Genomic DNA, 25,751 nt, shown 5'->3' on the forward strand with positions numbered 1-25,751 from the left:
TCAGGAGCCGGCCGGGCCTGGCGTGCTGGTCGCGTTGCCCCCCACACCCGCGGCCGGCTCGGCGACGTCCGCCGCGTCCTCCACCCAGTCCTCGCTGGTCTGGTGGACACCGCCGGTCCGCTCGGTGATGCGTCGCGCGCAGGCGCTGACGGACTTGCCCACGTGCGACACGTTCCTCTCGTCCAGTTGCGAGAAGAAGGCGAGGACGCACACCGCGCGGGTCGCCTGTCCTCTGGCGTCGAAGACCGGGGAGGCCACCGCGCCCTGCGCGAGGTTGAACTGCTGGATGCTGGTGCTGTATCCGCGACGTCGTACCTCCCTGAACAACTGGGCGAGTTCCTCTCGGTCGACCACGGTGCGCTCGGTGTACCGCACCACCCCGTGCCGTCGCGCCAGGTGGTCGAACTCCCCTGCCGGCACCCAGGCGCCGAAGGCGTGCATCAACGCCGGTGCGGAGAACGGGAAGCTGTCACCCACGTCCACGGTGACCCGCACCCCGGTCTGCCGCTCGGCCTTGGCAACGACCACGTAGTCGCCCGACCCGGTGCGCTCGGCGAGGAAGGCGATGAAGCCCAACTCGGCGCTCAGGTTCTCCAGTTCCTGCTGGACGATCGCGGACAGCGCCTCGGTCGTCTTGTTGCTCATGGTCAGCAGGCGCGGGCCGAGGGTCCACCCGGTGCGGTCACCGACGTTGAGCACCCAGCCCGCCCGTTGCAGGGTGGCGAGGATGTTGTAGCAGGTGCTCCGGTTGAGTCCGAGCTCGTCCACCAGACGTCTGGGCGTCACCGCGGCGGGCGCCTCCGCCGCCAGCATGTCCATGATCCGCAACGTCGCCGCCACCGCGGGGACCTCAGTCGCCATATTCGCTCCGTAGTCTGGTCATCTCATGGGGAACGCGTGGTCTGGGCGGTTCCCGGCAGGCCGACAGGGGGCCCGGTCAGCGCAGTGCCTCGCCCCATCGGTCGGCGATCTCCCGCAGGTACGCGGGATCGCTCTCGGACACCCTAGGGAAGCTGTCGAGCCGTTCGTACGGGCGGCAGGCGTCCACCACGGCACGGCTGTTGAAGGGTGCGGCGCCCTCCTGGAGCATCGGGTCCAGCTTGCTGCCCCAGGTGCGGCCGATCACGTCGATGTCCCTCTCGGGGTCGGTGCGGGTGGACATCGCCCAGATCACCTCGTCCAGGTTGGCGGGATCGATGTCCTCGTCCACCACGACCACGTAACGGTTCATGTAGGCGGCTGCGGGCAGTTGGGCGGTCAGGTGGCCGACCTGCCGGGAGTGCCCGGCGTAACGCTGACTGATCGCCACCGCCACGAACAGCCGCCCACCGCCGGCCTCGTGAGCCCAGGCACTCCGTACGCCCTGCACCCCGGCGCGCACGAGGTCGTCGTGGACCATCGCGGACTTCATCACCGTGCGCATGTACGAGTAGTCGTGCGGCGGCTTGCCGGGTGGGGCGCCCAACTGCACGCAGTCGTCCCGGTAGTGCAGCCAGCTGATGTCCAGGGTCGGCAGCGGGCGGCGGCTGCCTGAGTAGTAGCCGGTCCACTCGCCGAAGGGCCCCTCGGAGCGGGTGTCGTCCGGGCGCAGCCAGCCCTCCACGGCGAACTCGCTCCCGGCCGGGATGGGCAGCCCCGTCTCCCGTCCGCGCACGACCGGAACCCGTTCCCCCACGATCGCCCCCGCGTACTCCAACTCCGAGATGCCGGCGGGTACTTCGGTGCCACCGGTGATCAACAGTACCGGGTCGTGACCGAACGAGACGGTCACCGGCGCCCGGCCCTCCCGTTCGAACCACCGGGCGATGTTCTGGGCGCCGTGCTTGCCCGGCACCGCGTTGACGGTGGCGCTGCGGCCGTCGTCCTGGACCTGCATCCGGTAGCAGCCGCCGTTGATCTTCCCGCTCTCCGGGTCGCTGGTGACCACGAAGCAGCCGGTGCCGATGAACCGGCCGCCGTCCAGCGCGTGCCACAGCGGGACCGGGAAGCGTGTGAGGTCCACGTCCGCTCCGGGCACCGTGTTGGCCAGCAGCGGGGCGTCGGACACCTCCACCGTGGGGAAGTCGGACGCGCGCGCCGCCCACTCACCGGGCTTGCCGCGCAGCGCCGCGACCAGGCCCTCGTCGTCGAGGTCGTCTCCCAGCCGCAACGTCAGACCCAGTCGTCGGGCCGAGGCGGTGCTGCCGGTGAGCACCCGCATCCCCTTGGGATAGCCGGTGATCTCGTCGAACAACAGCGCCTTGCTCGGCCGCCGACGGTAGCTGAGTTCGGCGATGGCGCCGAGTTCGAGGTTCCAGTCGGCACCGATGACCTCGTTGAGTTCGCCGAGTGCGGTGACCCGGTCCAGCCAGGTGCGGAGGCTCAGCGTCGGCTCGGAGGTCGCCCCCGCGTCGCCGGTGTGGTCCCTTGAGTCGTAGCCGGTCATGTCCCACCGCTCCCTTCGTCGTTGCTCGCGCCCTTCTCCAGGCTGGCGCGCAGATGCTCCACCGCCAGCGGCCAGCAGCGGGGGTCGTCGACGACACTCAGGTGCCGTGCGCCGTCCAGTACGTGCAGACGGGAGCCGCTGATACCGACATGCAGTTCCTCGGCCATCGCCGGCGGAGTGGCGTAGTCCTCGGACCCGACGATGATCGTGGTCGGGGCGGTGATCGCCGGCAGCAGGTGTCGGGTGTCGGCGGCGCCCAACGCGCGGCAGGCCGCGGCGTGCGCGGGGGACGGAGTGCGCAGGAAGATGCTCGACACCCGCCGCACCTCCTCGGGACGCTCCTCAAGGGTGCGGGCCGAGAACCAGCGGTCCACCTGGAACGGGAGCTGCTCGGCGCGGTCCAACTCCACGGCCCGGGTGGCGCGTTGCTCCCAGTCGCTCACCCGGGTGTGCCCGTAGCAGGCGGTGGTGTCCAGGAGCGCCAGCGCGGCGATCCGCGTCGGGTGGGCGCCGGCCAGGGCCGTGGCGGTGGTGCCGCCCATCGACAGGCCGGCCAGGCCCGCCCGCTGGATGCCGAGCGCGTCGAGGACCGAGAGGGCGTCCTCGGCCATGTCCTCCACGGTGAACGGCCGCCCGTCCCAGGGCGAGACGCCGTGTCCGGGCGCGTCCAGGGCCAGGAACCTCAGCCCCGTCTCCTGGGCGGCCCTCGTCGCCAGCGGACGCCACAGCTCGGCGCTCAGCGCCAACGCGTGCAGCAGCAGTACGGCCGGTCCCGAGCCGATGTCCAGTACGCCGACCTCGCCGCGTGCGGTGGCGACGCGGGCCACCGGTGGCGTGCCGACGGTGCGGTCGTGGGTGTTCATCGGGCTGCCCTCCGATGCGCGGCGGTCGTCACCGCGCGGCAGATCTCGGTGTAGGTGCCACAGCGGCAGATGTTCCCCTCCAGGTGGCGCGCCACCTCCTCCTCGTCCGGTTCGGGGTTCTCCGAGAGCAGCTCGTGCGTCATCATCACGAAGCCGGGGATGCAGTAGCCGCACTGTGCGGCGCCGCACTCGACGAAGGCGCGCACCACGTCGTCGTCGGCCGGCAGCCCGTCGGCGGTGCGGATCTCGGCGCCGTCGTACCGCTCGGCGAGGGCCAGGCAGGTGCTCACGCTCATGCCGTCCACCAGTACGGTGCAGGCGCCGCACGCCCCGACGCCGCAGCCCTCACGGACGGCGGTGGTGCCGGCCTGATCCCGCAGCACGTCGAGCAACAGCGCGGAATCGCCGACCTCGACGCTGTGGCGGATTCCGTTGACAACCAGGTTGATGCGTTTCACGACGGCTCCTCGGAAGCTGCGGACTCGGGGGCGGGCTGGCCACTGGGCGCGGGGCCCACGGGAGACTCGGTGTGGGCGGCGTAGGCGTCCAGCACGCGCTCCGGTGTCAGCGGCAGCTCCGTGATGCGTACTCCGATGGCGTCACGGACGGCGTTGGCGATCGCCGGGGCGACGCCGAGGATGCCGGTCTCCCCGACGCCCTTGGCCCCGAACGGGCCGGTGCGGTGCGCGCTCTCGACGACGATGGGGGTGAGCCGGTCCGGCATGTCGGTCACCGAGGGCAGCTGGTAGTCCAGCAGGGTTCCGTTGACCAACTGCCCCTGGTCGAAGACCAGTTCGTCGAAGAGCGCGTGTCCGACGCCGGTGACGGCGGCTCCGGTGAGCTGCTGTTCCACGAGTGCCGGGTTGATGGCTCGCCCCACGTCCCCGGCGACCGCGAGGTGCTCCAGCCGTATCCGACCGGTCCAGGTGTCCACGGCCGCGCGTACGGCGACCGCGCCGGCGAACCAGTGCTCGGTGGCCTTGGCCGACTGGCCGGTGGTCTTGTCGTAGGGGATCCACTCGGTGGTGAAGTTCGAGGCGCAGGTCAGCGTCGTGCCGCGGGCTCGGAAGTGGCCGAGCACGATGTCCGGTACGGATAGCGCGGACAGCGGGCCGGTGTCGCCGTCCCCGGCGGCCACGGTGCGGCGTACTCCCCCGCTGGTCAGTTCCAGCTCGGCGGCCGGTGCGCTCAGCTGCTCGGCGGCCAGCTCCAGCAGGCGCTCCCGCATCTGCTCGGCGACCAGTCGCACCGCGTTGCCCGTGTGGTACGTGGAGCGGCTGCCCGCGGTGATGGTGTCGTAGGGCGTGACGTCCGTGTCGGCGGGCACGACCCGCACCAGGTGACTGTCGATGGCCAGCACCTCGGCGACGAGCTGCGCCATGATCGTGTCGCTGCCCTGGCCCATCTCCACGGTCGAGATCATCAGGCTGGCCGAGCCGTCCTGGTTGAGCTGGAGCACCGCGTTGGCCACCGTGGGCGTCAGCACCGCCTTCATGCCCACCGCGATGCCGCGTCCGTAGCGCCACCGGCCGCTGCCGGACTCCATCGGCCGCTCCCAGTCCACCGCGTCGGCCACCGCGTCCAGACAGGCCACGAAGTCGGCGCTGTGCATCGCCGTGCCCATCGCGGCGATGTCGCCCTCCCGCAGCAGGTGCCGCCGTCGGTAGGCGTAAGGATCCTCGCCGACCTGCCGGGCGATCTCGTCCACCAGCGACTCGTGCGACCACGTCACCTGCGGCACCCCGAAGCCGCGGAACGGCCCGGCGGACGGCTTGTTGGTGTAGACGCAGCGGGAGTGGATCGCCACGTGCGGGATGCGGTACGGCCCGCTGGCCACCATGCCGGACTTGGCCGTGATCCGTGGCCCCACGTCGGCGTACGCGCCGGTGTCGTAGAGCACTTCGGCGTGCGCGGCCAGCAGGTCGCCGTTGGCGTCGGCCCGCAGACTGGAGGTGACCCGGGCACCGTGCCGCGTCGTCAGCAGGAACGCCTCCTCGCGGGTGGCCAGCAGCCGTACCTTCCGGCCCAGCAGCCAGGCCACGGCCGCCGTCAGCGGCTCCAGTCGGTCATACATCTTGGAACCGAAGCTGCCGCCCAGTGGCCGGGTCCGCACCCGTACGTGGCTCAGTGGCAGGGCGAGCATGTCGGACAGCGTCTGGCGCACGTAGGACGGCGTCTGGGTGGTGGTGACCATCTCCAGCCGGCCGGCCTCCACCCAGGCCATCGTGCACGGCAGTTCCATCGGTACGTGGTGTGTGGGCGGGCACCACAGCCGACGCTCGACGGTGTACGCGGCCTGTGGCCAGGCGCCGTCGGCCGGGTGGGGGTCGCCGTGCACGAGGTGGTACTCGTAGTTGACGTTGGTACCGCGCACTCCACTGAGATGCCGCAGGTCGCCGAAGACCGCCGAGGGGCGCAGCTCGTCGTGGACGAACGCCTCACCGGCGAGTGCGGTGTCCAGGTCGTAGACGGGGTCCAGCTCCTCGTAGTCGACGAACACCGCCTCGGTCGCGGCCCGCGCGGTGGCCAGGTCGCTCGCGACGACCACGGCCACCGGCTCGCCCACGTACCGCACCCGGTCGTAGGCCAGCGCCGGCTGGTCCTGGAAGGCGGGGCCGGTCAGGATGCGTTCGCCCAGGGCGGCGTACAGGTCGGCACCGGTGAGGACGGCCTGCACACCCTCCAGCGCCAGGGCCTCGGACGTGTCGACTTCGAGGATCCGGGCGTGTGGGACCGTCGCCCGGTGCACCGCGAGGTGCGCCGTGGAGCCCTGTGGCTCGTCGGCGACATGGGTGACCATGCCGCGTACCCGGCCGGGCATGTCCACCCTGTCCCGCCTCGCGCCCACTCCGGTGTGCTGGGGGCCGCCTTCGACCGGCAACGTGACCGAGGGCTCGATGGTCGGGGGGACGGTGCGCTGCTCAAGCATGGTTCAGCTCCTCACAGGCGCCGGTCACGGCCTCGTACACCGCGACCCGGCCCAGGCGTAGCTTGTAGTCGCTGGACCCCCGGATGTCGGGGATCGGATCCAGGTGTGGTTCGGCGGCGTCCCTGGCCGCCGAGCCCGCGGCCTGGGGGCTGAGGCCGGTGACGTCCAAGGACAGGTGGACCGGGATCGGGGCCAGGGCGCCCAGGCCCAACTCCAGCCGACGGCGCCCGCCCTCCTCGGTGACCAGTGCGGCGGCTGAGGCGCTGGGCCAGTCGCTCTCGCGGAGGCTGCTCATCTTCACGTAGCGGCAGGCCCCCGGGAGCGGCTGCGCTGGGATGACCAGCGCCGTCACCATCTCGTCCGGCTCCAGCGCGGTCTGCTGGAAGTCGGTGAAGAAGTCCCGCACCCGGATGGCGCGGCTGCCCCGGGCGGACCGTGTCTCCACCGTCGCGTCCAGGGCGAGGAGGGCGGTCGGCGGATCCAGCCGGTAGTCGCCGTGGGCGATGTTGCCGCCGACCCGGGCGGTGTTCCGCACTCGTGGGCTGGCGACCCGCCCGTAGGCGAGCGCGGCCAGCGGTACGACCTGACGCACACCGGGATCGGTCTCCATACGACGGATGGAGACCATGGCACCGACCCGCACCCCCAGTGGGGTCACCTCCAGTACGTCCAGGCCCGGGATCCGCCCGATGTCGACCAGGTCCTCGGTGAACAGCACGCCCTGCTTACGCAGGATCTGGATGGCGGTGCCACCGCCGTAGACCTGGGCGTCGTCCAGGTCCGACAGCAGGTAGCACGCCTCGTCCAGGGTCTCGGGGATGTGCAGGTCGGTCACCGCGTCCTCCTCTGGTCCGCGCCGCCTTTCCACCGCCGACGGATCCGGTCGATGAGCCGCCGCCACCAGGGGGCCCGCACGTCCTGGCGAGGCCGTTCGCCACGGTCGGGTTCCGTCGGGAGGCGGCGAGGTTCGCCAGCGGCCCGCGCGGGCTGAGCGGGCTGGGCGGCTTCCGGGGCGGCGGAGCCAGCGGTCGCTACGACGGTGGCCTCGGCGGCAGGAGCGGCGGACTCGTCGAGCGACGTGGTCCGGGTGTCGCCGTGAGGTACGGGGACGGGGGCGTCGTCCTCCGTGGCCGTGGTGGTCTCGCCCGCGGTGCAGGCCGCGGCGAAGCGCTTGACGAACTCCTGCTCCATCTCCACCGACCGGCGCCGCACGATCGCCTCGCCGAGCCGGCCGACCTTGCCCCACAGCGCCATCTCCAGGGCGTAACCGACCAGTGAGCCGGCGGGATCGGGAGCGACGGTGAGCTTGGCGGTGACCTTGATGGAGCTGCCGAGTTTGCGGTCGTCGCCCTTGAGCAGCGCCTCCACCTGGCGCGGGGCGTCCATCGAGACGATGGTGGCGGAAAAACGTGCGTTGAAACGGACATGGGCGACAACGTTCTCCAGCCGGCCGCTGTAGGTGGCGTCGTCCTCGCGTGCCAGTTCCGTACAGCCGGGGATGGACGTGCGCATCACGTCCGGGTCGAGGAAGTGCGCGAAGACCCGCTCGGGCTCGGCGGGGACGGTGAACTGAGAGGAGAGCTTCATGAGTGACCGCCATGGGAGACATTTAGACCTGCATAGGGGACGATAGCTCCGGGTCACACATGGCTGTCAATCTATTGACCCGCCATTCCGTGAGATCTAGCCTCCTCGATACGAAACAAGTTGTCCGCTATAGAGGTCATGTCAGAGCGGAGACGTGTTGCCGTCGGACGTACCCGACGCGTCTTCCGCCGTGGCACGGCGCGGTGCACGAGGAGTTCCCATGTCCAAGAGCCGCCTCACTGCCGGCCTCGCCACCTCCCTCCTGGTCCTGACACTCGCCGCCTGTGGCGGCGAGGGCGGGAGCGGGGGTGGAGGGGGTGACGACGGCGGCACGATCCGTATCGCCCACAACTCGAACGCCGCGAACCTGCCAGCGCGGATCGCCAAGGAGCAGGGCTACTTCAAGGACGAGGGCATCGACGTGAAGTTCACCCTGGTGGAGAACATCGCCACGTTGCCCCCGGCGCTGGGAAAGTCGTTCGAGATCGTCCAGACCGCGCCCACGAACATGATCTCCGCGAGCAACCAGGGCATCCCGATGGTCGCCGTCTCGGGAGCCACCGTGGACACCAAGGACAACCCCACCGCCTCGGTGATCGCCTCGAAGAAGTCCGGCATCAAGTCGATCAAGGACCTCAAAGGCGGCAAGCTCGGCGTGCTGAACGAGACCGGCACCCTCCACACCGCCGTCAAGTACTGGTTGAAGGAAGCCGGAGTACCCGAAGACAGCGTGAAGATCGTCCAGGTGGACGGGCCAGCGATGGCCGACCAACTGGCCGCCGGGCAGGTGGACGCGGTGGAGACCATCGCACCGTTCCGAAGCACCGTGCTGGCCAAGGGAAACGCGGTGGACCTCGGTGACCCGTATCTCCAGATGGCCCCGGAGCTCGGCGCCATGCTGTGGGGCGCCCAACGACAGTGGGCCGAGAAGAACGCCGAAACCGTGAGCGGCTTCCGCACCGCCATCGCCAAGGCGATCAAGCACATCGACGAGCATGAGAAGGAGTCCCTGGAGGTGCTCCAGGACTACGCCGGTCTGCCGGACGCCGTCATCAAGGACACCGTCCTGCCCGCGTACACCTCGGAGTCTCGTCCGCAGGACCTCAAGGTCTGGCTGAAGGCCATGCGCGAGGTGGAGAATTTCAACGGCGACGTGAAGCTGTCGGACCTGGTCCCGGACGAGGGCGACTGACCCCGATGCACGCCCTACACGCCACGGCACCGACATCCGCTTCGGCGCATGGCGCACTGCTCGATCAGACCCCCGCGCGTTGCCGTGCCGCGCCCCGTCGCAGCTCCCGGCAGCAGTCCCCTGGCTACCCGTCGCCCGCCCACGGAGGTCCTCACATGGTGAACATCTGGGACAACGTCGTCCCCGAGACTGAGCGGGAACGCCTGCTCGCCACCGGATTCGGCGCGGGGGTGCGCCTGGGCAGGCGGCCCTGCCTCCTGGTGGTGGACGTGACGCTCTCCTTCCTGGGCCGCCGCACGGCCGAGGTCCCGAGCCCGGACAACTCCGCGGATGACGAGGGCGGTGAGGACTACGTGACCGGCTGTGGGCCCGAGGGCTGGCGGCGGCTGCCCGCGATTGTCGCGCTCCTGGAGTCCGCACGGCGTGCCGGCATTCCCAGAGTGCTCACCAGAGGCTCCCCCGAGGCGGCGGCGGTGGTCGGCGGCGCCATCAAGCTCAGCCGCGCCGGGGAGTTGGCGCGCCGTACCCACCAGGCTCCCTTCCCGGCCGAGATCGTGCCTCAGCCGGCGGAGTCCGTGGGCCCCGGGGAGCCGGCCGAGTTCGTGCTGGAGAAGACCAAGGCCAGCGCCTTCTTCGGCACCCCGCTGCTGACGTACCTGCACCAGCACCAGGTGGACTCGCTCATCGTGGTCGGCACCACCACCTCCGGCTGCGTGCGCGCCACCGTGGTGGACGGCGCCTCGTACGGCTACCCGGTGCTGGTCGCCGAGGACGCCTGCTTCGACCGCTCGCCCTTCGCCCACGCGGCGAACCTCTTCGACATCCAGATGAAGTACGGCGGCGTGACCACCAGCGAACGCCTGCTGGCGGAGTTGTCCGCCCTCCACGCCGCCCCCACTCCGCGAGACCCGAGCAGCCCCGACGAAGGAGTGATCTCCGATGTCCGCGCCCGCTGACCGCAAGAGCGCGGTGACGCACGCCGCGACCCGCAGCTTCGTCTGCGAGGACCTCCAGGTCACCCTGTACGGGGCGGCTGGTGCGGCCGTCATCCTGGAACACGTCGATCTGACCGTCGGACGGGGCGAGTTCGTCTCCGTCCTCGGCCCCTCCGGCTCCGGCAAGACCACGCTGCTGCGGGTGCTCGGGGGGCTCCAGGACAAGTCCGGCGGCACGGTGCGCTGCCAGGATGTACCGGTGGACGGTCCACCGTCGGACGTGGTGACGGTGTTCCAGGACTACTCCCACTCACTGCTGCCCTGGCGTTCGGTGCGCCGCAACGTCGCACTGGGCATCGAAAGCAGGCTGGACAGGGACGAGTGCGCCAAGCGGGTTGCCGCCGCGCTCGACATGGTCGGTCTCTCCGACAGCGCCGACGAGTACCCGTGGCGGCTGTCCGGCGGAATGCAGCAGCGGGTGCAGATCGCTCGTGCACTCGCCATGCGACCGTCGGTGCTGCTGATGGACGAACCCTTCGGCGCCCTGGACGCGATGACCAAGGCCAGCCTTCAGGACCAGCTTCTCCAGGTGCAGGAACTCACCGGCACCACCGTCGTGTTCGTCACCCACGACGTGGAGGAGGCGGTCTACCTCAGCAACCGGGTCGTGGTGCTGGAGGGCCGCCCAGCAGGTGTCGGCCTGGACCTCGCCGTCGACCTGCCCAGCCCACGCGACCAGATCACGACCAAGGAGTCGGCCACGTACCTGTCACTGCGGCACAAGGTCTACGAGGCCCTGGGACACGGAGGCAGCCGTGCGTGACACCGTCCAAGACACGAGCCATCCAGCCGTCGCACCCGACATCCCGTCCGACGGCAAGCCGAGTGCGAGGTCCGGTGCCCGGACCGTGCGGCGCCTCCCCGACTGGCGGCGCCTCAACTGGCTGGGAGCGGCGACCTTCGTCGGTGCGCTGGCCCTGTGGGAGGTCGCCATCCACATCGGGCTCCTGTCCTTCGAGTACCTGCCGCCGCCGAGCAAGGTCTTCCTGGGCCTGAACGAGCTGATCTCCAGCGGCGAGCTCCAGGAAAACCTCACGCACACCCTGACCGCGGCTATCTCGGGATGGCTGCTTGCCGCCGTCGCCGGGGTCGCGCTGGGCGCGCTGCTCGCCCTGTTCCGACCGATGTGGCGTTATTCCATGGCCACCGTCGAGGCACTGCGCGCGCTGCCGATCGTGGCCTTCGTGCCGGTTGCCGTGGTGCTCTTCGGCTTCACCCAACAGATGGAGATCGTGGTCGCCTTCTACGCCGGGCTGTGGCCGATCCTGCTCAACACCTACGCGGGGATGCGGAGTCTGGACACCCGGCTCACCGAGGTGGGCCACGTACTCGGGCTCAGCGCGGCGGCCGTCTTCTGGAAACTACGCCTGCCGGCCGCCACCTCGTTCATCATGGTCGGACTCCGGCTGGGCCTGGCGATCTCGCTGATCCTCACCCTGGTCGCCGAGATGGTCGGCAATCCGTCCGGGCTCGGCTTCGCCCTGATCCAGAAGGGCCAGTCGCTCCAGCCGGAGCAGATGTTCGCCTACGTGGTCGTCATCGGGCTCTGCGGCATCGTGCTGAACGGCGTCCTGATGGCGCTGGCCCGGGTCTTGTTCCGCGGACAGATGGCAGCGGCAGGTGATTCGGCGTGAGCGTCCTCAACAACCCCGACCAGACCTCCAGCGCGGCCGGCGGCGACGCCGGCCCCCCACCTTCCGACCGCTCCAAGCGGCTTCGCCGCAACACCCGGCGCTCGGCTTCCCCCGAGGGCGCCCCCACCCGGCCGGACCGGCGCAGCAGCACCCCGGTGCTCGGCCTCCTGCCGCTAGTCGCGTTGCTGGGCCTGTGGCAGCTGCTCGGCGAACCCGACTCGCCCCACTACCCGCCGCCCAGCGAGTGGTGGGCCGCCGTGAAGCCGCTCATGGAGAAGGGCACCCTCACACCCGCGCTGGGCTGGTCCACCCTGACGTTCCTGCTCGGGCTGATCATGGCCACCGTGCTGGGCTCCACCTTCGGCATCCTCGTCGGTGCCAACAGGACAGCCGACCGGGCACTGGGCCCCGGCCTGGAGTTCCTGCGCATCCTGCCGGCCGCCTCCCTGGTGCCGGTGGCCGCGCTGGTCCTCGGATACACGATGACGATGAAGCTGGTCATCGTGACCCTCCCGGCCACCTGGCCGATCCTGCTGACCTGCCGCACCGCGCGGCGATCCCTCAGCCCCGTACTGCTGGACGTCCCCCGCACGCTGGGCCTGAGTCGGCGTGAGCGGCTGACGAAGGTGATCCTTCCGGCAATGACCACAGCGGTGCTGCTCGGTGTCCGTGTCTCCGCGCCTCTGGCGCTGATCATCACGCTGCTGGTGGAGATCGTCACCCGGATCAACGGCCTCGGCGCGCTGCTCGGAGCCGCGCAGTCCAACTTCATGTCAGCGCAGGTATACGGGCTGCTGGTGATCGCCGGAGCGCTGGGATTCCTCGTCAACTGGTTCGTGACCCGCCTGGAGAGCGTCGTGAACCGCCGTATGGGGACGTCGGGGGGCTGAGCCGCTCCGCCACCTTCCTGTCGGAACGTCCACACCGAGCCGCGAGCACGGGAGCCGCCCGACGGAAACGCCGTCGGACCGTCGCGTGGCCCACCCCTGGTTCGACCGACGGCGCCAAGAAGGCGCTTCGCCGGACAGCGACAGACAGATCACTCACGACGAAAGTCGTCGTGAATCAGAACTGAGGGGCGCTGATGCTCTCCATATCCCCGTTTCACTCTTTCCGGGCTTCTCACGAAGCCGTTGCGCACGGCAGGAGCCGTCCGCCGGTACGACGGCGACGCTCCGTGGCCCTGGTGGGTGCCGCGCTGCTGACCGTCTCCGCCGTCACCGCCTGTGGGGGCGACGGTGGCAGCGCGGACGGCAACACCACGATTCGGATCGCCCACAACTCCAACGCCGGCGTACTCTCCGCACGGGTCGCCGAGGCACAGGGCTACTTCGAGGACCACGGTCTCACCGTGAAGTTCACGAAGGTGGAGAACGTCGAGACGCTGCCGCCCGCACTCGGCAAGTCCTTCGACATCGTGCTCTCCACTCCCACCCTGCTGCTCAGCAGCTCCGCCCGGGGCCTGGATGTGGTGGAGGCGGCCGGCACCTCCGTGGAGGTGAAGGACAACCCGACCGCGGCCGTCATCGGCTCCGGCAAGACCGGCGTGAAGTCCGCCAAGGACCTGGGCGGCAAGACGGTCGGAGTGCTCAACGAGACCGGCACCCTGCACCTGGCCACGCAGTACTGGCTGGAGAAGAACGGGGTCTCGCCCGACAGTGTCAAGGTCGCGCAGGTGAACCCGCCAGCGGGCAAGGACCAGCTCAAGGCCGGGCGGGTCGACGCGGTCGAGACCGTCACCCCCTTCATCGACTCGATCCTCGCCGACAAGGACTCGGTGCTGCTCACCCACCCGCATCTGGAGATGGCCCCGGAGATCGGCCTGATCCTGTGGGCCACCAGCGGGAGTTGGGCGGACCAGAACCCCAAGGCCCTGGCCGGATTCCGCAAGGCGCTGGCCGACGCGGTGAAGTGGATCGAGGACTCCTCGAACGAGGACGAGGCCCGCGAAGTGCTGGGCGACTACACCGGACTGCCAGCCGACGTCGTCGGCTCCCTGAAGCTGCCCAAGTACGCCGCGGAGCCGCGCCCACAGGACCACAAGGTCTGGCTGAAGGCGATGCGCGACTACGCCGACTTCAAGGGCAAGGTCGATCTGGACAAACTGGTGGCCGGGGACTCCGATGGCTGACCGTGCCGGGGTGTGTGGTGACCGTGCCGTCCTGGGGACGGACGTACCGCCCGCGCGGGCTCGCCCCCCGTGGGACGGCCAGCGCGAGCTGCTCCCCGGTGCCGCTGAGGAGAGCGAGGACGCGCTGCCACCCCCGGAGGCCGGGGTGGCCCTGGTGACTGATGTCGTACCGGCCTCTCCGAGCCCCCGGGCAGGCGGTGCGTCCCGTGATCCCGCCGACCGGACCGGACCGCGCCACCTCACCGCTCGCGGACCCTACCGCCCCGCGATCCGCTCCTCGCTGGACGCCACACGCGCGGTCGGCCCACCCCGGCTGTGGGCCGACGGAACCACCGCCCGAGGCGTGGACGAGGGGCCCTCCCCGGCCCGACTGGAGCCAGCGGGCGGCGACTTCGTCCTGGACAGGTCCCGAGTCGGCGCGTTCTTCGGCACCCCGTTGGCTTCCCACCCACACCTGCGCCGGGTGGACGCCCTCGTGGTCGCCGGCACCACCACCTCCGGCCGCGTCCGTACGACCGTCACCGAGGCGGCATCCCACCGCTTCGACCGTCCGCCGTTGGCGCGCGCGGCCCACCCGTTCGCCGTCCCGAGGACGTGCGGCGCGGTCGTCGACGCCCGAACCGCGCACCGCCTGCCGGCCACCGCACGTCGCCCCGAGGAGTGACCCCGATGCTGGAACTCTCCGCCGAACTGAACCGCTGGAGCCAGGAAGGCCGCGCCTTCGCCGTGGCCACGGTGGTCGCGGTACGCGGCAGCGCCCCACGGCCACCCGGCGCGGCACTGGCGGTGGACGCCGAGGGCACGGTGCTGGGCAGTGTGTCCGGTGGCTGCGTGGAGGCGGAGGTGTACGCCTTGTGCGAGCAGGCGACGGCCTCGGGCGAAACGCGGACCGTGGTGTTCGGATACGACCCTGACGACCCGTTCGCCACCGGGCTCAGCTGTGGCGGGGAGTTGGAGGTACTCGTCACCCCCGTCCCCGCCAGGAGAAGCGGGCCCGCCCACCCGCCGGTCGTCCGGTCCCCCCGCCCAGCCCTACCGAACGGGCGGTCCACCGCCCTGCCACCCGACCCGGCGACGGCGGTGAGCCGCGCGCTGTCCGACGGGGACGAGGGCCGCCCCACGGCTCTGGTCCGGGTGGTGTCCGGTCCACCACAGCTGCGCGGCGCCGCCCTGTCGGTCACGGGAGACGGCCACCCGTACGGCACCCTCGGTGGGTCACCGGAGCTGGACCGTGCCGCCCGCGCGGCGGCCAAGGCGCGCCTGCTCACGGGCGGTTGCGCCACCGTACGCCTGGGCACGGCGGGCGCCGGTACCGAAGGCGGGCCGTGTGGGGAGCCGGTCACCCTGTTCGTGGAGACGCGGTTGCCACCGCCGAGGATGCTGGTCTTCGGGGCGGTGGACTTCGCCGCGGCGGTGGCACGGGCCGGCGCCTTCCTCGGCTACCGGGTCACGGTGTGCGATGCCCGTGAGGTGTTCGCCACCCCGCAACGCTTCCCCGAGGCGGACGAGGTGGTGGTCGACTGGCCGCACCGCTACCTGGATCGGGAGCACGCCGCCGGGCGACTGGACGAGCGGACCGCCGTGTGCGTACTCACCCACGACGAGAAGTTCGACGTGCCCTTGCTGCTTCGGGCACTGCGGCTGCGGGTGGAGTACGTCGGAGCGATGGGTTCCCGGCGCACCCACCGCTCGCGGTTGGAGCGGCTGCGTCTGGCGGGGGTGTCGGAGACGGAGATGTCCCGGCTGCGCTCGCCGATCGGCCTGGATCTGGGGGCTCGTTCTCCCGAGGAGACCGCGCTGTCCATAGTCGGTGAGATCGTGGCGCTGCGACACGGCGGCTCGGGAGTACCGCTCAGTGACACCGACGAGCCGCTGCACCGCGACGAGCGGGCCGAGGGCGTCACGTCCCGCAGAGCGCCGACCGCCGCGTGATCCCATCCTCGCCGATGTCGCCCTTCGGGGGGCGACGCCGTGACACCCTGACCGCACCGCCACACCGAATGGCCCCGCACAGCGGGTACTTGGCCCCCTTCCTGGTCGGAGTCGGGTCACGCCACCCCGGGACCGCTCGTCCCGCGAACCCACGTCCCCGCCTCGGACACGCCCCCGGGTTGGCGTGGTCGGCACCCGCGAGGGCGACCCCCGCGCCGTCGAGCGGCGACGCACCCGCCCCTCAAGTACCGCCCACCGAACATCAGTTACCGACAACGGTGGGACTCGGGTCACCAGGGCGCGCGGTGCGGACCACGGAGAGGTCCGCGTACACCGCGCCTCGCGGCGCTGACCTCAGGCGGTGTCAGTCGGCCAGGCGTCGCTTCGGCTTCTTCCTCCGCCTCGCGCCGTCCCGCGGCGCACGGCGTCCGAACGCGCTCACTGACCCCTCAAGATCCACACCACACGCCCTGGCTGGGTCATGTCGTTCGGATCACCTCGCCGACCAGATGAAGACGGCAACGACGTGGAGTGCGGCGAGGTAGAGGGTGGCGGTCTTGTCGGAGCGAGTGGCCAGGCCGTGCCGCTGGTCGGGTAGCCGGGTCATGTCGCCATGACCCGGCCCCCTCGGAACCGGGCGTGCCTGTTTCCGGGCACCACCGCTCAAGCAAGCTCGAAAGGATCCGCGTCCGCCTCGACGAGCCGGGCCAGAGCGTTTCGGTTCCGCTCAGCCGTCGGACGCGCTCGGACCTCGTCTCTCCACACCTGGCCACTCACCTCGGCTTCGTGCATCCCGCCGATACATGAGCGGGCAGCAGCGTGCGACCCCAACCAAGATCCGAAAGAGGCGCCCTAGCCGTTGACGGTCACCGGGTCGGCGTCCCCGAAGGTGAGCCGGCAGGTGTCGGCGCGGTAGGTGGCCACCGACACGGCGGCGGTGCGGCCCCCGCTGAGGTAGCGGGTGGTGACGATCAGCACCGGGGCGCCGGGCAGCCGGTCCAGCAGCCGGGCGTCCTGCGCCGGTGCCGAACCCAGTTCGACGTCCCGTTCCTGGCCGTCCAACGGCAACCGGTCCAGGGCGGAGAGCAGGGCGGCACCGTCGGTGGCGCCGGCCGTGAGTTCCTCGGGTACGTAGAGGACCTCGGTCGCCACCACCGGGGCGTCCGGTGACCGGGGCGCCACGCCCTCGGTCGACTGCCCCCGGGTGCGGCGTACCGCCGGGCCGTGGTCCCAGCCGGGGGCGAACAGTCTGGCCACCTGGCTGGGCCAGGGGCTCCGCTCGCTGCCCTCGATCCGCCAGGAGGCGTCCTGGGGCCCGGGCCACTGGGCCTGCGGGGAGCCGACGTCCACCCGCACCCGGGGCGGGGCGACGGTGGTGCCCACTCCACGGCGGCGTTGCAGTCGGCCCTCCAACTCCAGTTGCTCCAGGGCCTGTCGGAGGGTGGCCCGGGCGACGCCGAACCGGGCGGCGAGTTCCCGCTCGTTGGGGAGGATCTCGCCGACGGTGAACTCCTCGTCCAGTGCCTGGAGGAGAACGGTCTTCAGATGCCAGTACTTGGGCTCCGGGAGGGCAGCCGCCTGTGTCGTCGCCACCTTGCCTCCACGCACACTCGGTGGGTACGGCCATCGCCGTGGGCTTATTTCTCAAACCTTGTTAAGGAATAGCAGTGACCCTAGGACGCCCCACGAAATTGGTCAAGACCAAGGACCGGGATCCAGTGGTGCCCGCACGCCACGGACACGGGTGAGGAAGGAGAGAACGCGGTGGTGGTACGGCTGCCGCCGGCTGGTCGCGGCCCCTACGTCAGGGGGGTCAGGTGCGCCAGCCGTTCCGGGTTCCGCATGATGTAGACGGTGCGTACCAGCCCGTCCTCGACCTCCAGCTGGAACACCGAGTCCGGCCGGCCCTCGGAGAGGATGACCACGCCGGGGGCACCGTTGACCTCCCGTAGCAGGACCGTGGGGTCGGGCAGCGGGTTGGTTCCGACGGCGGCGAGGAACCGGGCGACCTTGTCGGCGGAGTGCAGCACGCGACGCGGCGCCTTGGCCTTGCCCCCGCTGTCCCCGACCAGACGGGCGTCCGGGGCGAGTACGGCCAGCAGCCCCTGGAGGTCACCGTTGACCGTCGCGGCCAGGAAGCGTTCGGTCAGTTCGCGCCGTTCCCCGGGGTCGGCGTCGAAGCGGGGCCGGTGCTCGTCCACGTGGGCGCGCGCCCTGCGGGCGAGCTGCCGTACGGCGGACTCGCTGCGCTCCAGGATCTCGGCGATCTCCGCGTAGGGGTAGGCGAAGGCCTCCCTCAGGACGAACACCGCCCGCTCCAGGGGCGACAGCGACTCCAGGACGACCAGTACGGCCACCGACACCGACTCGGCGAGGGTGATCCGCTCGGCGGTGTCCGGTACCGGCTCCCCCAGCAGGTCGGTCTCCAGGGGGTCCGGGAGCCAGGGGCCGACGTAGGTCTCCCGGCGGTACTGCGCCTGGTCGAGCCGGTCCAGGGCGAGGCGGGTGGTGATCCGCACCAGGTAGGCGGCCGGTTCACGGACCTGGTCACGGTCCACGCCGTGCCAGCGGATCCACGCCTCCTGCACCACGTCCTCGGCGTCCATCACCCGGCCGAGCATCCGGTAGGCGACCCCCTGGAGCATGGGGCGGTGACGCTCGAAGATGTCGGTCGCCCGCTGATCGGAGTCGCTGTGCGCTACCACGTGACCCATCCTCGCACCCGTGTCCGGGAGCGCGAGGCGAGGGTGGGCCCGGGCCCACTCCGCGCCGCCCTCGTGTCGGAGGCCGCCGGGGCTTGCCAGCGGGCGTCACGGCTCTAACGTAACGGGCAGGTGTGGCACGGAACTTCACGGCCGGCATCCGGCGTCTGAGGGTGCGGGTCGTGGTGCGCCGGCCCGCACCCTCCAACGCCCGATGGCCGCACCGTCGTACCGCTCGCACCCACGGAGGTCCTGGATGAGTCACGGCACCCCCCACTCCGAACCGTCGGACGGCGGCGTCCTGCGCCGTACCGTGCTGCGGGGCTCGCTGCTCGGCGGTGCCGCCGTGGCCATGCCGACGCTCTCGGGCGCCGCGCCCGCGCAGGCCCGTGCGGGCCGGCCGGAGGCCCGCTGGGGGGTGCAGGTCGGAGACGTGACCGCCTCCTCCGGGCTGGTGTGGGTGCGCTCGGACCGGACCGCGCGGATGGTGGTGGAGACCTCCGCCACCGAGTCGTTCCGCGACCCCCGCCGCTGGGTCGGGCCGGTGGTGGGCCCGGGTACGGACTTCACCGGGCGTACCGCGCTGCGGGGGCTGCCCTCGGGCGAGCAGGTCCACTACCGGGTGACCCTGCACGACCCGCGCGACCCCCGCCGCTCCTCCCGTCCGGTCGAGGGCACCTTCCGCACCGCCCCCAGTGGGCGGCGCGAGAGCCTGCGGTTCCTGTGGTCCGGTGACCTGGCGGGACAGGGCTGGGGCATCAACCCGGACCGGGGCGGCTACACCATCTTCCGGGAGATGCGCTCCCTGAACCCGGACTTCTTCCTGCACAGCGGGGACACCATCTACGCCGACTCCCCGCTGTCGGCGACCGTGGAGCTGCCGGACGGGTCGACCTGGCGGAACATCACCGTCGAGGAGAAGGCCAAGGTGGCCGAGACCCTGGCCGAGTTCCGGGGCAACTTCCGGTACAACCTGATCGACGACCACCTCCGCGCGTTCAACGCCCAGGTGCCGATCGTGGCCCAGTGGGACGACCACGAGGTGCTCAACAACTGGTACCCGGGCGAGATCCTGGACGACGAGCGGTACACCGAGAAGAACGTCAGCACCCTGGCCGCCCGGGCCCGCAGGGCGTTCAGCGAGTACTTCCCGGTGGACACCCTGCCCCCGGGGGACGAGGACGGGCGGGTGTACCGGGTGGTGCGGCACGGTCCCCTGCTGGACGTGTTCGTGCTGGACATGCGGCAGTACCGCAACCGCAACTCCCCCGGCACCCAGCCCAAGGACCCGCAGGGCATCCTGGGCGAGCGGCAACTGCGCTGGCTCAAGCGGGAGTTGTCCCGTTCCCAGGCGGTGTGGAAGGTGATCGCCTCGGACATGCCGATCGGCCTGGTGGTGCCGGACGGCGACACCGACGTGGAGGCGGTGGCCCAGGGCGACCCCGGTGCCCCGCTGGGCCGGGAACTACAGATCGCCGAGTTGCTGCGGCACATCAAGCACCGCCGGATCACCGGCACCCTGTGGCTGACCACCGACGTGCACTACACCTCGGCCCAGCACTACTCCCCCGAACGGGCCGGCTTCAAGGACTTCGCACCGTTCTGGGAGTTCATCTCCGGGCCGATGATGGCCGGCGGCTTCCCGGCGCTCAAGATGGACGGCACCTTCGGCCCGACCCAGCCCTTCGTCAAGGCGCCCACCGAGGCCAACACCCCGCCCGAGGACGGCAACCAGTACTTCGGTCAGATCGACATCGACGGTGACAGCGGGGAGCTGACCGTACGGCTGCGGGCCGAGGGCGGCGAGGTGCTGTTCACCCGCGTACTGAAGCCGGGCAGGGTGGGTCAGCTGGCCGGCTGACCCCGGCGTAGCCGCTCGTGATGTGAGTTCCCCCCGGGCGCCGTACCGTCGCAGCTATGACCGCACAGCACACGGGCCCCTCCCCCGGCGGGGCGGGCACCGAAGAGGTGGACGTCGTGGTCCTGGGCATGGGGCCCGGGGGCGAGCAGGTCGCCGGTTCGCTGGCCGAGGCCGGCTGGGACGTGGTCGGGGTGGAGGCCGAACTGGTCGGGGGCGAGTGCCCGTACTGGGCGTGCGTGCCCAGCAAGATGATGATCCGGGCCGGCAACGCGCTGGCCGAGGCCCATCGGGTGGGGCAGCTGGCCGGAACGGCGCGGGTGTACTCCGACTGGGAGCCGGTGGCCACCCGTATCCGCGAGGAGGCGACCACCGACTGGGACGACCAGATCGCCGCCGACCGGTTCCGTGGCAAGGGCGGGCGTCTGCTGCGCGGCCGTGGCCGGCTGGTCGGGCCCGGCCGGGTACGGGTGGGCGAGCGGACCCTGGCCGCCCGGCACGGGGTGGTGCTGGCCACCGGTACCGAGCCGGCCGTCCCCCCGGTCCCCGGACTGCGGGACACCCCGTACTGGACCAACCGGCAGGCGGTGTCGGCCACCACTCCCCCCGGTTCCCTGCTGGTCCTGGGCGGAGGGGCGATCGGGGTGGAACTGGCCCAGGCCTTCGCCCGGTTCGGCACCTCCACCACCGTGGTGGAGTCCGCCCCTAGCCTGCTGCCGGCGGAGGAGCCGGAGGTGGGGGCGGTACTGGAGGAGGTGCTCCGGGAGGAGCGGATCGAGGTCCGTACCGGGTCCAGGGCGGTCGGGGTGGAGCATGACGGCAAGGCCTTCGCGCTCACCCTGGACAACGGTGAACGGCTGGTCGCCGACCGGCTGTTGGTGGCCACCGGTCGACGGGCGCGGCTGGCGGACGTCGGCCTGGAGACCGTGGGCCTGGACCCCGAGACCCGGTTGCTGGAGACCGACGGGCGGATGCGCGCCGGGGACGGGCTGTGGGCGGTGGGCGACGTCACCGAGCACGGCGGCTTCACCCACATGGCGCTCTACCAGGCCGACATCGCGGTACGCACCCTGCTGGGCCAGGACGGCCCGCCGGCCGACTACCGGGCCGCGCCCCGGGTGACCTTCTGCGACCCGGAGGTGGGCGCGGTGGGCCTGACCGAGAGGCAGGCCCGGGACCGGGGGCTGGACGTACGTACCGGCAGCGCCGACCTGCCCAGCGTGGCCCGGGGCTGGATCCACCGGACCGGCAACGAGGGGCTGATCAAACTGGTCGCGGACGCCGACCGGGGGCTGCTGGTGGGCGCCACCAGCATGGGCCCGATGGGAGGCGAGGTGCTGTACGGGCTGGCGGTCGCGGTACGGGCCGAGCTGCCCGTCGAACTGCTCCGTGACCTGCCCTTCGCCTATCCGACCTTCCACCGGGGCGTCGAGGACGCGTTGGACGACCTGGTGTCGTCCGGGTGAGCGAACCACTGACCTACCCCGAGACCGGGGCCACCCTCACCGGCGAACTCCCGCCCGGCTACCGCTGGTTGAGGGTACGACTCCCGGTGGGCGAGGGAGATCGGACGCTGCGGGAGGCGGGCCGCGCCGTACTGGAGTGGCGGATGCACCGCGCCATGGGCGTGACCATCGAGGCCGACCGACCACAGGCCGAACCGGGATGTGTGGTGCGGGTCGGGGTGCCCCTGCTGGGCCTGCGCGTCCACGGACGCTGCCAGGTGGTGTGGTGGCTGCGGGAACCGGAACGCGTCGGTTTCGGCTACGGCACCCTGCCCGGCCACCCCGAGCACGGCGAGGAGGCCTTCGTGGTGAGCCGCTCACCGGACGGCCGGGTGTGGCTGACGGTCACCGCGTTCTCCCGGCCCGCCCTGTGGTGGACCCGGTGGGCGGGCCCCCTGGTGCCCCTGTACCAGCGGCTCTACGCCCGACGGTGCGGGCGGGCCCTGCGACGGCTGGTGGGCTGAGCCGGTGCGCCGGTGCGCTTACCCGGCCTTTCCCGCCGCCTCAGGTCACCAGCCGAGGAGGGCACGTGATCACGTGGGCGGGACACGCCCCCGCTGACAACAGCGCCCCGGGCGGGGGCGGTGCGCTGCCGGCCGGGGAAATCCGGTGGCCGCCCGCCCCGCGCCTTCCGTACCTTCGCCGACATGGTCGACGCCTGCTTCGGTGATCCCCACCTCGCCCCCCTCTACGACCCGTTGGACCCGGACCGGGGAGACCTGGACGCCTATCTGCGGCTGGCCCGCGCGTCCGGTGCGGAAAGGGTCCTGGACATCGGCTGCGGCACCGGGGTGTTCGCCCTGCTCCTCGCCGAACGGGACGTCGAGGTCGTGGGCCTCGACCCCGCCCGGGCCTCCCTGGAGGTCGCCCGCGCCAAGCCGGGAGCCGACCGGGTGCGCTGGATCCACGGCGACGCCATCGCCCTGCCGCCGGTGGAGGTCGACCTGGCGACCATGACCGGGAACGTCGCCCAGGCCGTCGTCGACCCGACGGCCTGGCACGAGACGCTACGAGGAGCCCACCGGGCGCTGGCCCCCGGTGGGCTCCTGGTCTTCGAGACCCGTGACCCGGCCCGGCGCGCCTGGGAGGAGTGGAACCGCGCGGCCACCCACCGGGTGACCGAGGTGTCCGGCGTCGGCCCGGTGGAGACCTGGCTGGAACTGGTGGAGGTCGCGGGGCCGTTGGTGACCTTCCGGGGTACCTACGTCTTCCCCTCCGACGGGCGGACGCTCACCTCCGAGTCGACCCTGCGCTTCCGGCAGCGGCGGGAGGTGGAGGAGGACCTTCTCGCCCACGGCTACGTGGTGGAGGAGGTCCGCGAGGCCCCCGACCGGCCCGGGAAGGAGTTCGTCTTCCTGGCACGGCGACCGTGAGCCGGGGAGACGCGCCCCCCGGAGACGCGGGGCACGGGGCCGCGTACGGACAAAGCGGTACCAGCACCCCAAGACGGTTTAACTCCTCCGACACAGGAAGTTCGTGATGGGGCAACGCTGATCGTCGACAGTGGGGCCATGAGCGCGATCCGTACCCGTCACCGTCCGACCGTCGCCCAGACGCTGGGTGCCCTTTCGGTGGTGTTCGGCGCCCTGTCCGGCGCGGCACTGCTGGCCCACCTGTGGTGGCCGGCGCTGCTGTGCGCGGTGGCACTGGCGCTGACGCTGGCGATGGCCAGCTGGCGCCGGGGCATGGCGACGACGGACGAGCCGAACCCGGGAGCGACCGCACCACGGCGGGAGACGCCTCCGGCCGAGCGGCAGCCGGCCGCGGCGGAACCCGTGCTGTGGCGGACGCGCACCACGGTGCGGGACCAGCCGGGCTCGCTGGCGGCGCTGTGCGGGGCGCTGGCCGACCAGCGGATCGACGTACTGTCGCTCCAGACCCACCCGCTCGGTGACCACACGGTCGACGAGTTCGTACTCCGCGCCCCGGCGGCCCTCGGCACCGAGGAGCTTCGCGCCCTGGTACGACGGGCCGGTGGCCGGGACACCTGGCTGGAGCGGGCCGACACCCACGATCTGGTCGACACCCCGGTACGGGTGCTGGAGCTGGCCACCCGCACGGCGGCCGACGGCGCCGAACTGCCCCTGGCGCTACGGCGGTTGCTGGGCCGCTGCACGGTGCGTTCCCTGCCGGACGCGCGGCTGCCCCGGGAGGCGGAACACGGGCAGCTCGGCACCACCGAGCTGCGGCTGCCCGACCCGGCCGGTGGGGTGCTGTTGCTCAGCCGCCCCCAACTCCCGTTCACCCCCACCGAGTTCGCCCGCGCCCGTGGCCTGGTGGAACTCGACGGGCGACTGCGCCAGGCGCGGTCCGCCGCCCCGACCGGTACGCGTCGGGTCACGGACTCCCGGGGGCGGCCACTGACCCTGCGCAGGGCCGACCTCCGGGACCTGGCGGCGGTACGCGCCCTCCACCAGCGGTGCTCCCCCGAGACCCTGCGGCTGCGGTACCACGGGCCGATGGTCGACAGCCAGAGCGCCGACCGGCTGCTGACCCACCTGCTGTCCCCCCGGTTCGGCCGCACCCTCGCCGCCGAGACCCCCGAGGGCCAACTGGTCGCACTGGGGCACCTGTTGTGGGACGGGACCGAGACCGAGGTGGCGCTCCTGGTCGCGGACCACTGGCAGCGTCGGGGAGTGGGCGGTGCCCTCCTGGAACAGTTGGTGGAACTGGCCACCGAGACCGGGTGCGAGACCGTCTACGCGGTCACCCAGGCGTCCAACTCGGGCATGATCGCGACCATGCGGGGGCTGGGCCTGGCCCTGGACTACCAGGTCGAGGAGGGCACCGTGGTGGTCACCGCGCGGCTGTCCCGACTGCCGGCGTCGCGGCCCGTTCCCGTGGACGGCCGCTGAGCGCGGCGTCCAGGTCGGACCACAGGTCCTCCACGTCCTCCAGGCCCACCGACATCCTCAGCAGCCGGTCGCTGATGCCACCGGACCGCCGGTCCCGCTCGTCCACGATGCGGTGGCTGATGGACCCGGGGTGCTGGATCAGGCTGTCCACGCTGCCGAGGCTGACCGCCGGGGTGATCAGCCGTACCGAGGCGATCACCTCGTGGGGGTCGTCCACCACCTCGAAGGCGACCATGGCACCGCCCAGCCGGGGGTAGTGCACCCGCCGGACGCGGGGGTCCTCGCCCAGCCGACGGGCCAGCTCGGCGGCGGTCGCGGACTGCGCCCGTACCCGTACCGGCAGGGTGGACAGGCCGCGCAGCAGCAGGTAGCCGGCCAGCGGGTGCAGTACGCCGCCGGTGGCGAACCGGATCTGGCGCAGTTGCCGGGCGGTGGCCTCGTCGCAGGCGATCACCCCGCCCAGTACGTCGCCGTGTCCCCCGAGGTACTTGGTGGCGCTGTGCAGCACCACCCGGGCACCCGACTCCAGGGGGCGCTGGAGCACCGGGGTGGCGAAGGTGTTGTCGGCCAGCAGCGGAACGGTGCCGCAGGAGTGGGCCAGCGCCCTCAGGTCCAGCTCGGCCAGGGTCGGGTTGGCCGGCGACTCCACCATCACCAGCCCGGTGTCCGGGCGGATGGCCTCCTCGATGCCTGCCGGGTCCACCCAGGTGACCTCGGTGCCCAGCAGTCCGCTGTTCAGCAGATGGTCGCTGCACCCGTACAACGGCCGGACCGCCACCACGTGCCGCAGCCCCGCCGAGGCGCGGACCAGCAGCATCGCGGAGAGGGCGGCCATCCCGCTGGCGAAGGCCACGGCGGCCTCGGCCCCCTCCAGCCGGGCGAGCGCCTCCTCGAAGCGGGCCACGGTCGGGTTGTCCAGCCGTCCGTACACCGGCGGGCCGCTCAACCGGGCGCCGGTGGCGGCGAACTCGTCCAGCCGGGCCGCCTCCGCGCGGCTGTCGGCACTGGGATAGGTGGTGGACAGGTCAAGCGGGGTGGCGTGCACGCCCAGGGCCGCGAGGTCCTCACGGCCGGCGTGGACGGCCTCGGTCGCCAGGGCACGTGGCGGGGTCACCGCCGAGGGTGTGGTCTCCATGACCACGA

At 71.7% G+C, this 25,751-nt stretch carries 23 protein-coding genes; 13 read left to right on the plus strand and 10 right to left on the minus strand.

The features are described from left to right. From ABZT14_RS22585 to ABZT14_RS22615, 7 genes are all read right to left on the minus strand, one after another. Positions 1-861, minus strand: coding sequence for an IclR family transcriptional regulator (locus ABZT14_RS22585; protein WP_356305619.1), 861 nt, complete (start codon positions 859-861; stop codon positions 1-3). Between the two features lie 76 nt (positions 862-937). After that, entirely contained in the window at positions 938-2,425 is a 1,488-nt protein-coding gene (locus tag ABZT14_RS22590; protein WP_356305621.1) for a UbiD family decarboxylase, read from the minus strand. Then, positions 2,422-3,288: an alpha/beta hydrolase gene (locus ABZT14_RS22595; protein ID WP_356305623.1), complete on the minus strand. Its 867-nt coding sequence runs from the start codon at positions 3,286-3,288 to the stop codon at positions 2,422-2,424. The genes ABZT14_RS22590 and ABZT14_RS22595 overlap by 4 nt, the downstream gene beginning before the upstream one ends. Next, the gene (locus ABZT14_RS22600; RefSeq protein ID WP_356305625.1) at positions 3,285-3,746 is read right to left on the minus strand and encodes a (2Fe-2S)-binding protein; all 462 of its coding nucleotides are present in this window, start codon (positions 3,744-3,746) and stop codon (positions 3,285-3,287) included. The genes ABZT14_RS22595 and ABZT14_RS22600 overlap by 4 nt, the downstream gene beginning before the upstream one ends. Continuing rightward, positions 3,743-6,217 (minus strand): xanthine dehydrogenase family protein molybdopterin-binding subunit, encoded by a 2,475-nt coding sequence (locus ABZT14_RS22605; RefSeq protein WP_356305627.1) that lies wholly within the window; start codon positions 6,215-6,217, stop codon positions 3,743-3,745. Before ABZT14_RS22605 ends, ABZT14_RS22600 begins: the two co-directional genes overlap by 4 nt. After that, a complete protein-coding gene (locus ABZT14_RS22610) occupies positions 6,210-7,052 on the minus strand; it encodes an FAD binding domain-containing protein (protein WP_356305629.1) in 843 nt (280 codons plus the stop codon). Before ABZT14_RS22610 ends, ABZT14_RS22605 begins: the two co-directional genes overlap by 8 nt. Next, positions 7,049-7,804, minus strand: coding sequence for an SRPBCC domain-containing protein (locus ABZT14_RS22615; RefSeq protein WP_356305631.1), 756 nt, complete (start codon positions 7,802-7,804; stop codon positions 7,049-7,051). The genes ABZT14_RS22610 and ABZT14_RS22615 overlap by 4 nt, the downstream gene beginning before the upstream one ends. A gap of 220 nt (positions 7,805-8,024) precedes the next feature. Here ABZT14_RS22615 and ABZT14_RS22620 point away from each other — a divergent pair, with 220 nt between their 5' ends. The 8 genes from ABZT14_RS22620 to ABZT14_RS22655 all read left to right on the plus strand — a co-directional run bounded on the left by ABZT14_RS22620 (position 8,025) and on the right by ABZT14_RS22655 (position 15,688). After that, on the plus strand, positions 8,025-8,996 hold the full coding sequence (locus tag ABZT14_RS22620) for an ABC transporter substrate-binding protein (protein ID WP_356305633.1): 972 nt from the start codon (positions 8,025-8,027) through the stop codon (positions 8,994-8,996). 155 nt (positions 8,997-9,151) lie between these two features. After that, complete coding sequence (locus tag ABZT14_RS22625) at positions 9,152-9,952, plus strand: isochorismatase family protein (protein WP_356305635.1); 801 nt, start codon at positions 9,152-9,154, stop codon at positions 9,950-9,952. After that, on the plus strand, positions 9,936-10,754 hold the full coding sequence (locus tag ABZT14_RS22630) for an ABC transporter ATP-binding protein (protein ID WP_356305637.1): 819 nt from the start codon (positions 9,936-9,938) through the stop codon (positions 10,752-10,754). The genes ABZT14_RS22625 and ABZT14_RS22630 overlap by 17 nt, the downstream gene beginning before the upstream one ends. A gap of 85 nt (positions 10,755-10,839) precedes the next feature. Next, positions 10,840-11,625: an ABC transporter permease gene (locus ABZT14_RS22635; RefSeq protein ID WP_356305638.1), complete on the plus strand. Its 786-nt coding sequence runs from the start codon at positions 10,840-10,842 to the stop codon at positions 11,623-11,625. After that, positions 11,622-12,515: an ABC transporter permease subunit gene (locus ABZT14_RS22640; RefSeq protein ID WP_356305639.1), complete on the plus strand. Its 894-nt coding sequence runs from the start codon at positions 11,622-11,624 to the stop codon at positions 12,513-12,515. The genes ABZT14_RS22635 and ABZT14_RS22640 overlap by 4 nt, the downstream gene beginning before the upstream one ends. A 287-nt stretch (positions 12,516-12,802) precedes the next feature. After that, positions 12,803-13,756, plus strand: a complete 954-nt coding sequence (locus ABZT14_RS22645) for an ABC transporter substrate-binding protein (protein WP_356305640.1) — start codon at positions 12,803-12,805, stop codon at positions 13,754-13,756. Continuing rightward, positions 13,749-14,420 (plus strand): isochorismatase family protein, encoded by a 672-nt coding sequence (locus ABZT14_RS22650; RefSeq protein ID WP_356305644.1) that lies wholly within the window; start codon positions 13,749-13,751, stop codon positions 14,418-14,420. The genes ABZT14_RS22645 and ABZT14_RS22650 overlap by 8 nt, the downstream gene beginning before the upstream one ends. Before the next feature lie 5 nt (positions 14,421-14,425). Next, on the plus strand, positions 14,426-15,688 hold the full coding sequence (locus ABZT14_RS22655; RefSeq protein ID WP_356305646.1) for an XdhC family protein: 1,263 nt from the start codon (positions 14,426-14,428) through the stop codon (positions 15,686-15,688). An 852-nt stretch (positions 15,689-16,540) separates the two neighbouring features. Here the strand turns inward: ABZT14_RS22655 and ABZT14_RS22660 are convergent. Together ABZT14_RS22660 and ABZT14_RS22665 are read right to left on the minus strand one after the other, a co-directional pair. Beyond that, on the minus strand, positions 16,541-17,281 hold the full coding sequence (locus ABZT14_RS22660; protein ID WP_356305648.1) for a GntR family transcriptional regulator: 741 nt from the start codon (positions 17,279-17,281) through the stop codon (positions 16,541-16,543). A gap of 206 nt (positions 17,282-17,487) precedes the next feature. After that, entirely contained in the window at positions 17,488-18,402 is a 915-nt protein-coding gene (locus ABZT14_RS22665; protein ID WP_356305650.1) for an RNA polymerase sigma-70 factor, read from the minus strand. Between the two features lie 244 nt (positions 18,403-18,646). On the opposite strand from ABZT14_RS22665, the gene ABZT14_RS22670 reads away from it, so the two are divergent. The 5 genes from ABZT14_RS22670 to ABZT14_RS22690 all read left to right on the plus strand — a co-directional run bounded on the left by ABZT14_RS22670 (position 18,647) and on the right by ABZT14_RS22690 (position 24,608). After that, a complete protein-coding gene (locus ABZT14_RS22670; protein ID WP_356305652.1) occupies positions 18,647-20,251 on the plus strand; it encodes an alkaline phosphatase D family protein in 1,605 nt (534 codons plus the stop codon). Between the two features lie 56 nt (positions 20,252-20,307). Continuing rightward, on the plus strand, positions 20,308-21,714 hold the full coding sequence (locus ABZT14_RS22675) for an NAD(P)/FAD-dependent oxidoreductase (protein WP_356305654.1): 1,407 nt from the start codon (positions 20,308-20,310) through the stop codon (positions 21,712-21,714). After that, positions 21,711-22,217: a DUF1990 domain-containing protein gene (locus ABZT14_RS22680; RefSeq protein ID WP_356305656.1), complete on the plus strand. Its 507-nt coding sequence runs from the start codon at positions 21,711-21,713 to the stop codon at positions 22,215-22,217. Before ABZT14_RS22675 ends, ABZT14_RS22680 begins: the two co-directional genes overlap by 4 nt. Positions 22,218-22,400: 183 nt before the next feature. Next, the gene (locus ABZT14_RS22685) at positions 22,401-23,126 is read left to right on the plus strand and encodes a class I SAM-dependent methyltransferase (protein ID WP_356305658.1); all 726 of its coding nucleotides are present in this window, start codon (positions 22,401-22,403) and stop codon (positions 23,124-23,126) included. A gap of 138 nt (positions 23,127-23,264) precedes the next feature. After that, on the plus strand, positions 23,265-24,608 hold the full coding sequence (locus ABZT14_RS22690; RefSeq protein WP_356305660.1) for a GNAT family N-acetyltransferase: 1,344 nt from the start codon (positions 23,265-23,267) through the stop codon (positions 24,606-24,608). Here ABZT14_RS22690 and ABZT14_RS22695 read toward each other — a convergent pair. Further along, positions 24,550-25,743, minus strand: a complete 1,194-nt coding sequence (locus ABZT14_RS22695) for an aminotransferase class I/II-fold pyridoxal phosphate-dependent enzyme (RefSeq protein WP_356305662.1) — start codon at positions 25,741-25,743, stop codon at positions 24,550-24,552. The two genes, ABZT14_RS22690 and ABZT14_RS22695, sit on opposite strands and share 59 nt — an antisense overlap. Between the last annotated feature and the right edge of the window lie 8 nt (positions 25,744-25,751).

Origin of the sequence: Streptomyces sp. NPDC005438, assembly GCF_040606315.1 — a bacterium.
Taxonomy (GTDB): domain Bacteria; phylum Actinomycetota; class Actinomycetes; order Streptomycetales; family Streptomycetaceae; genus Streptomyces.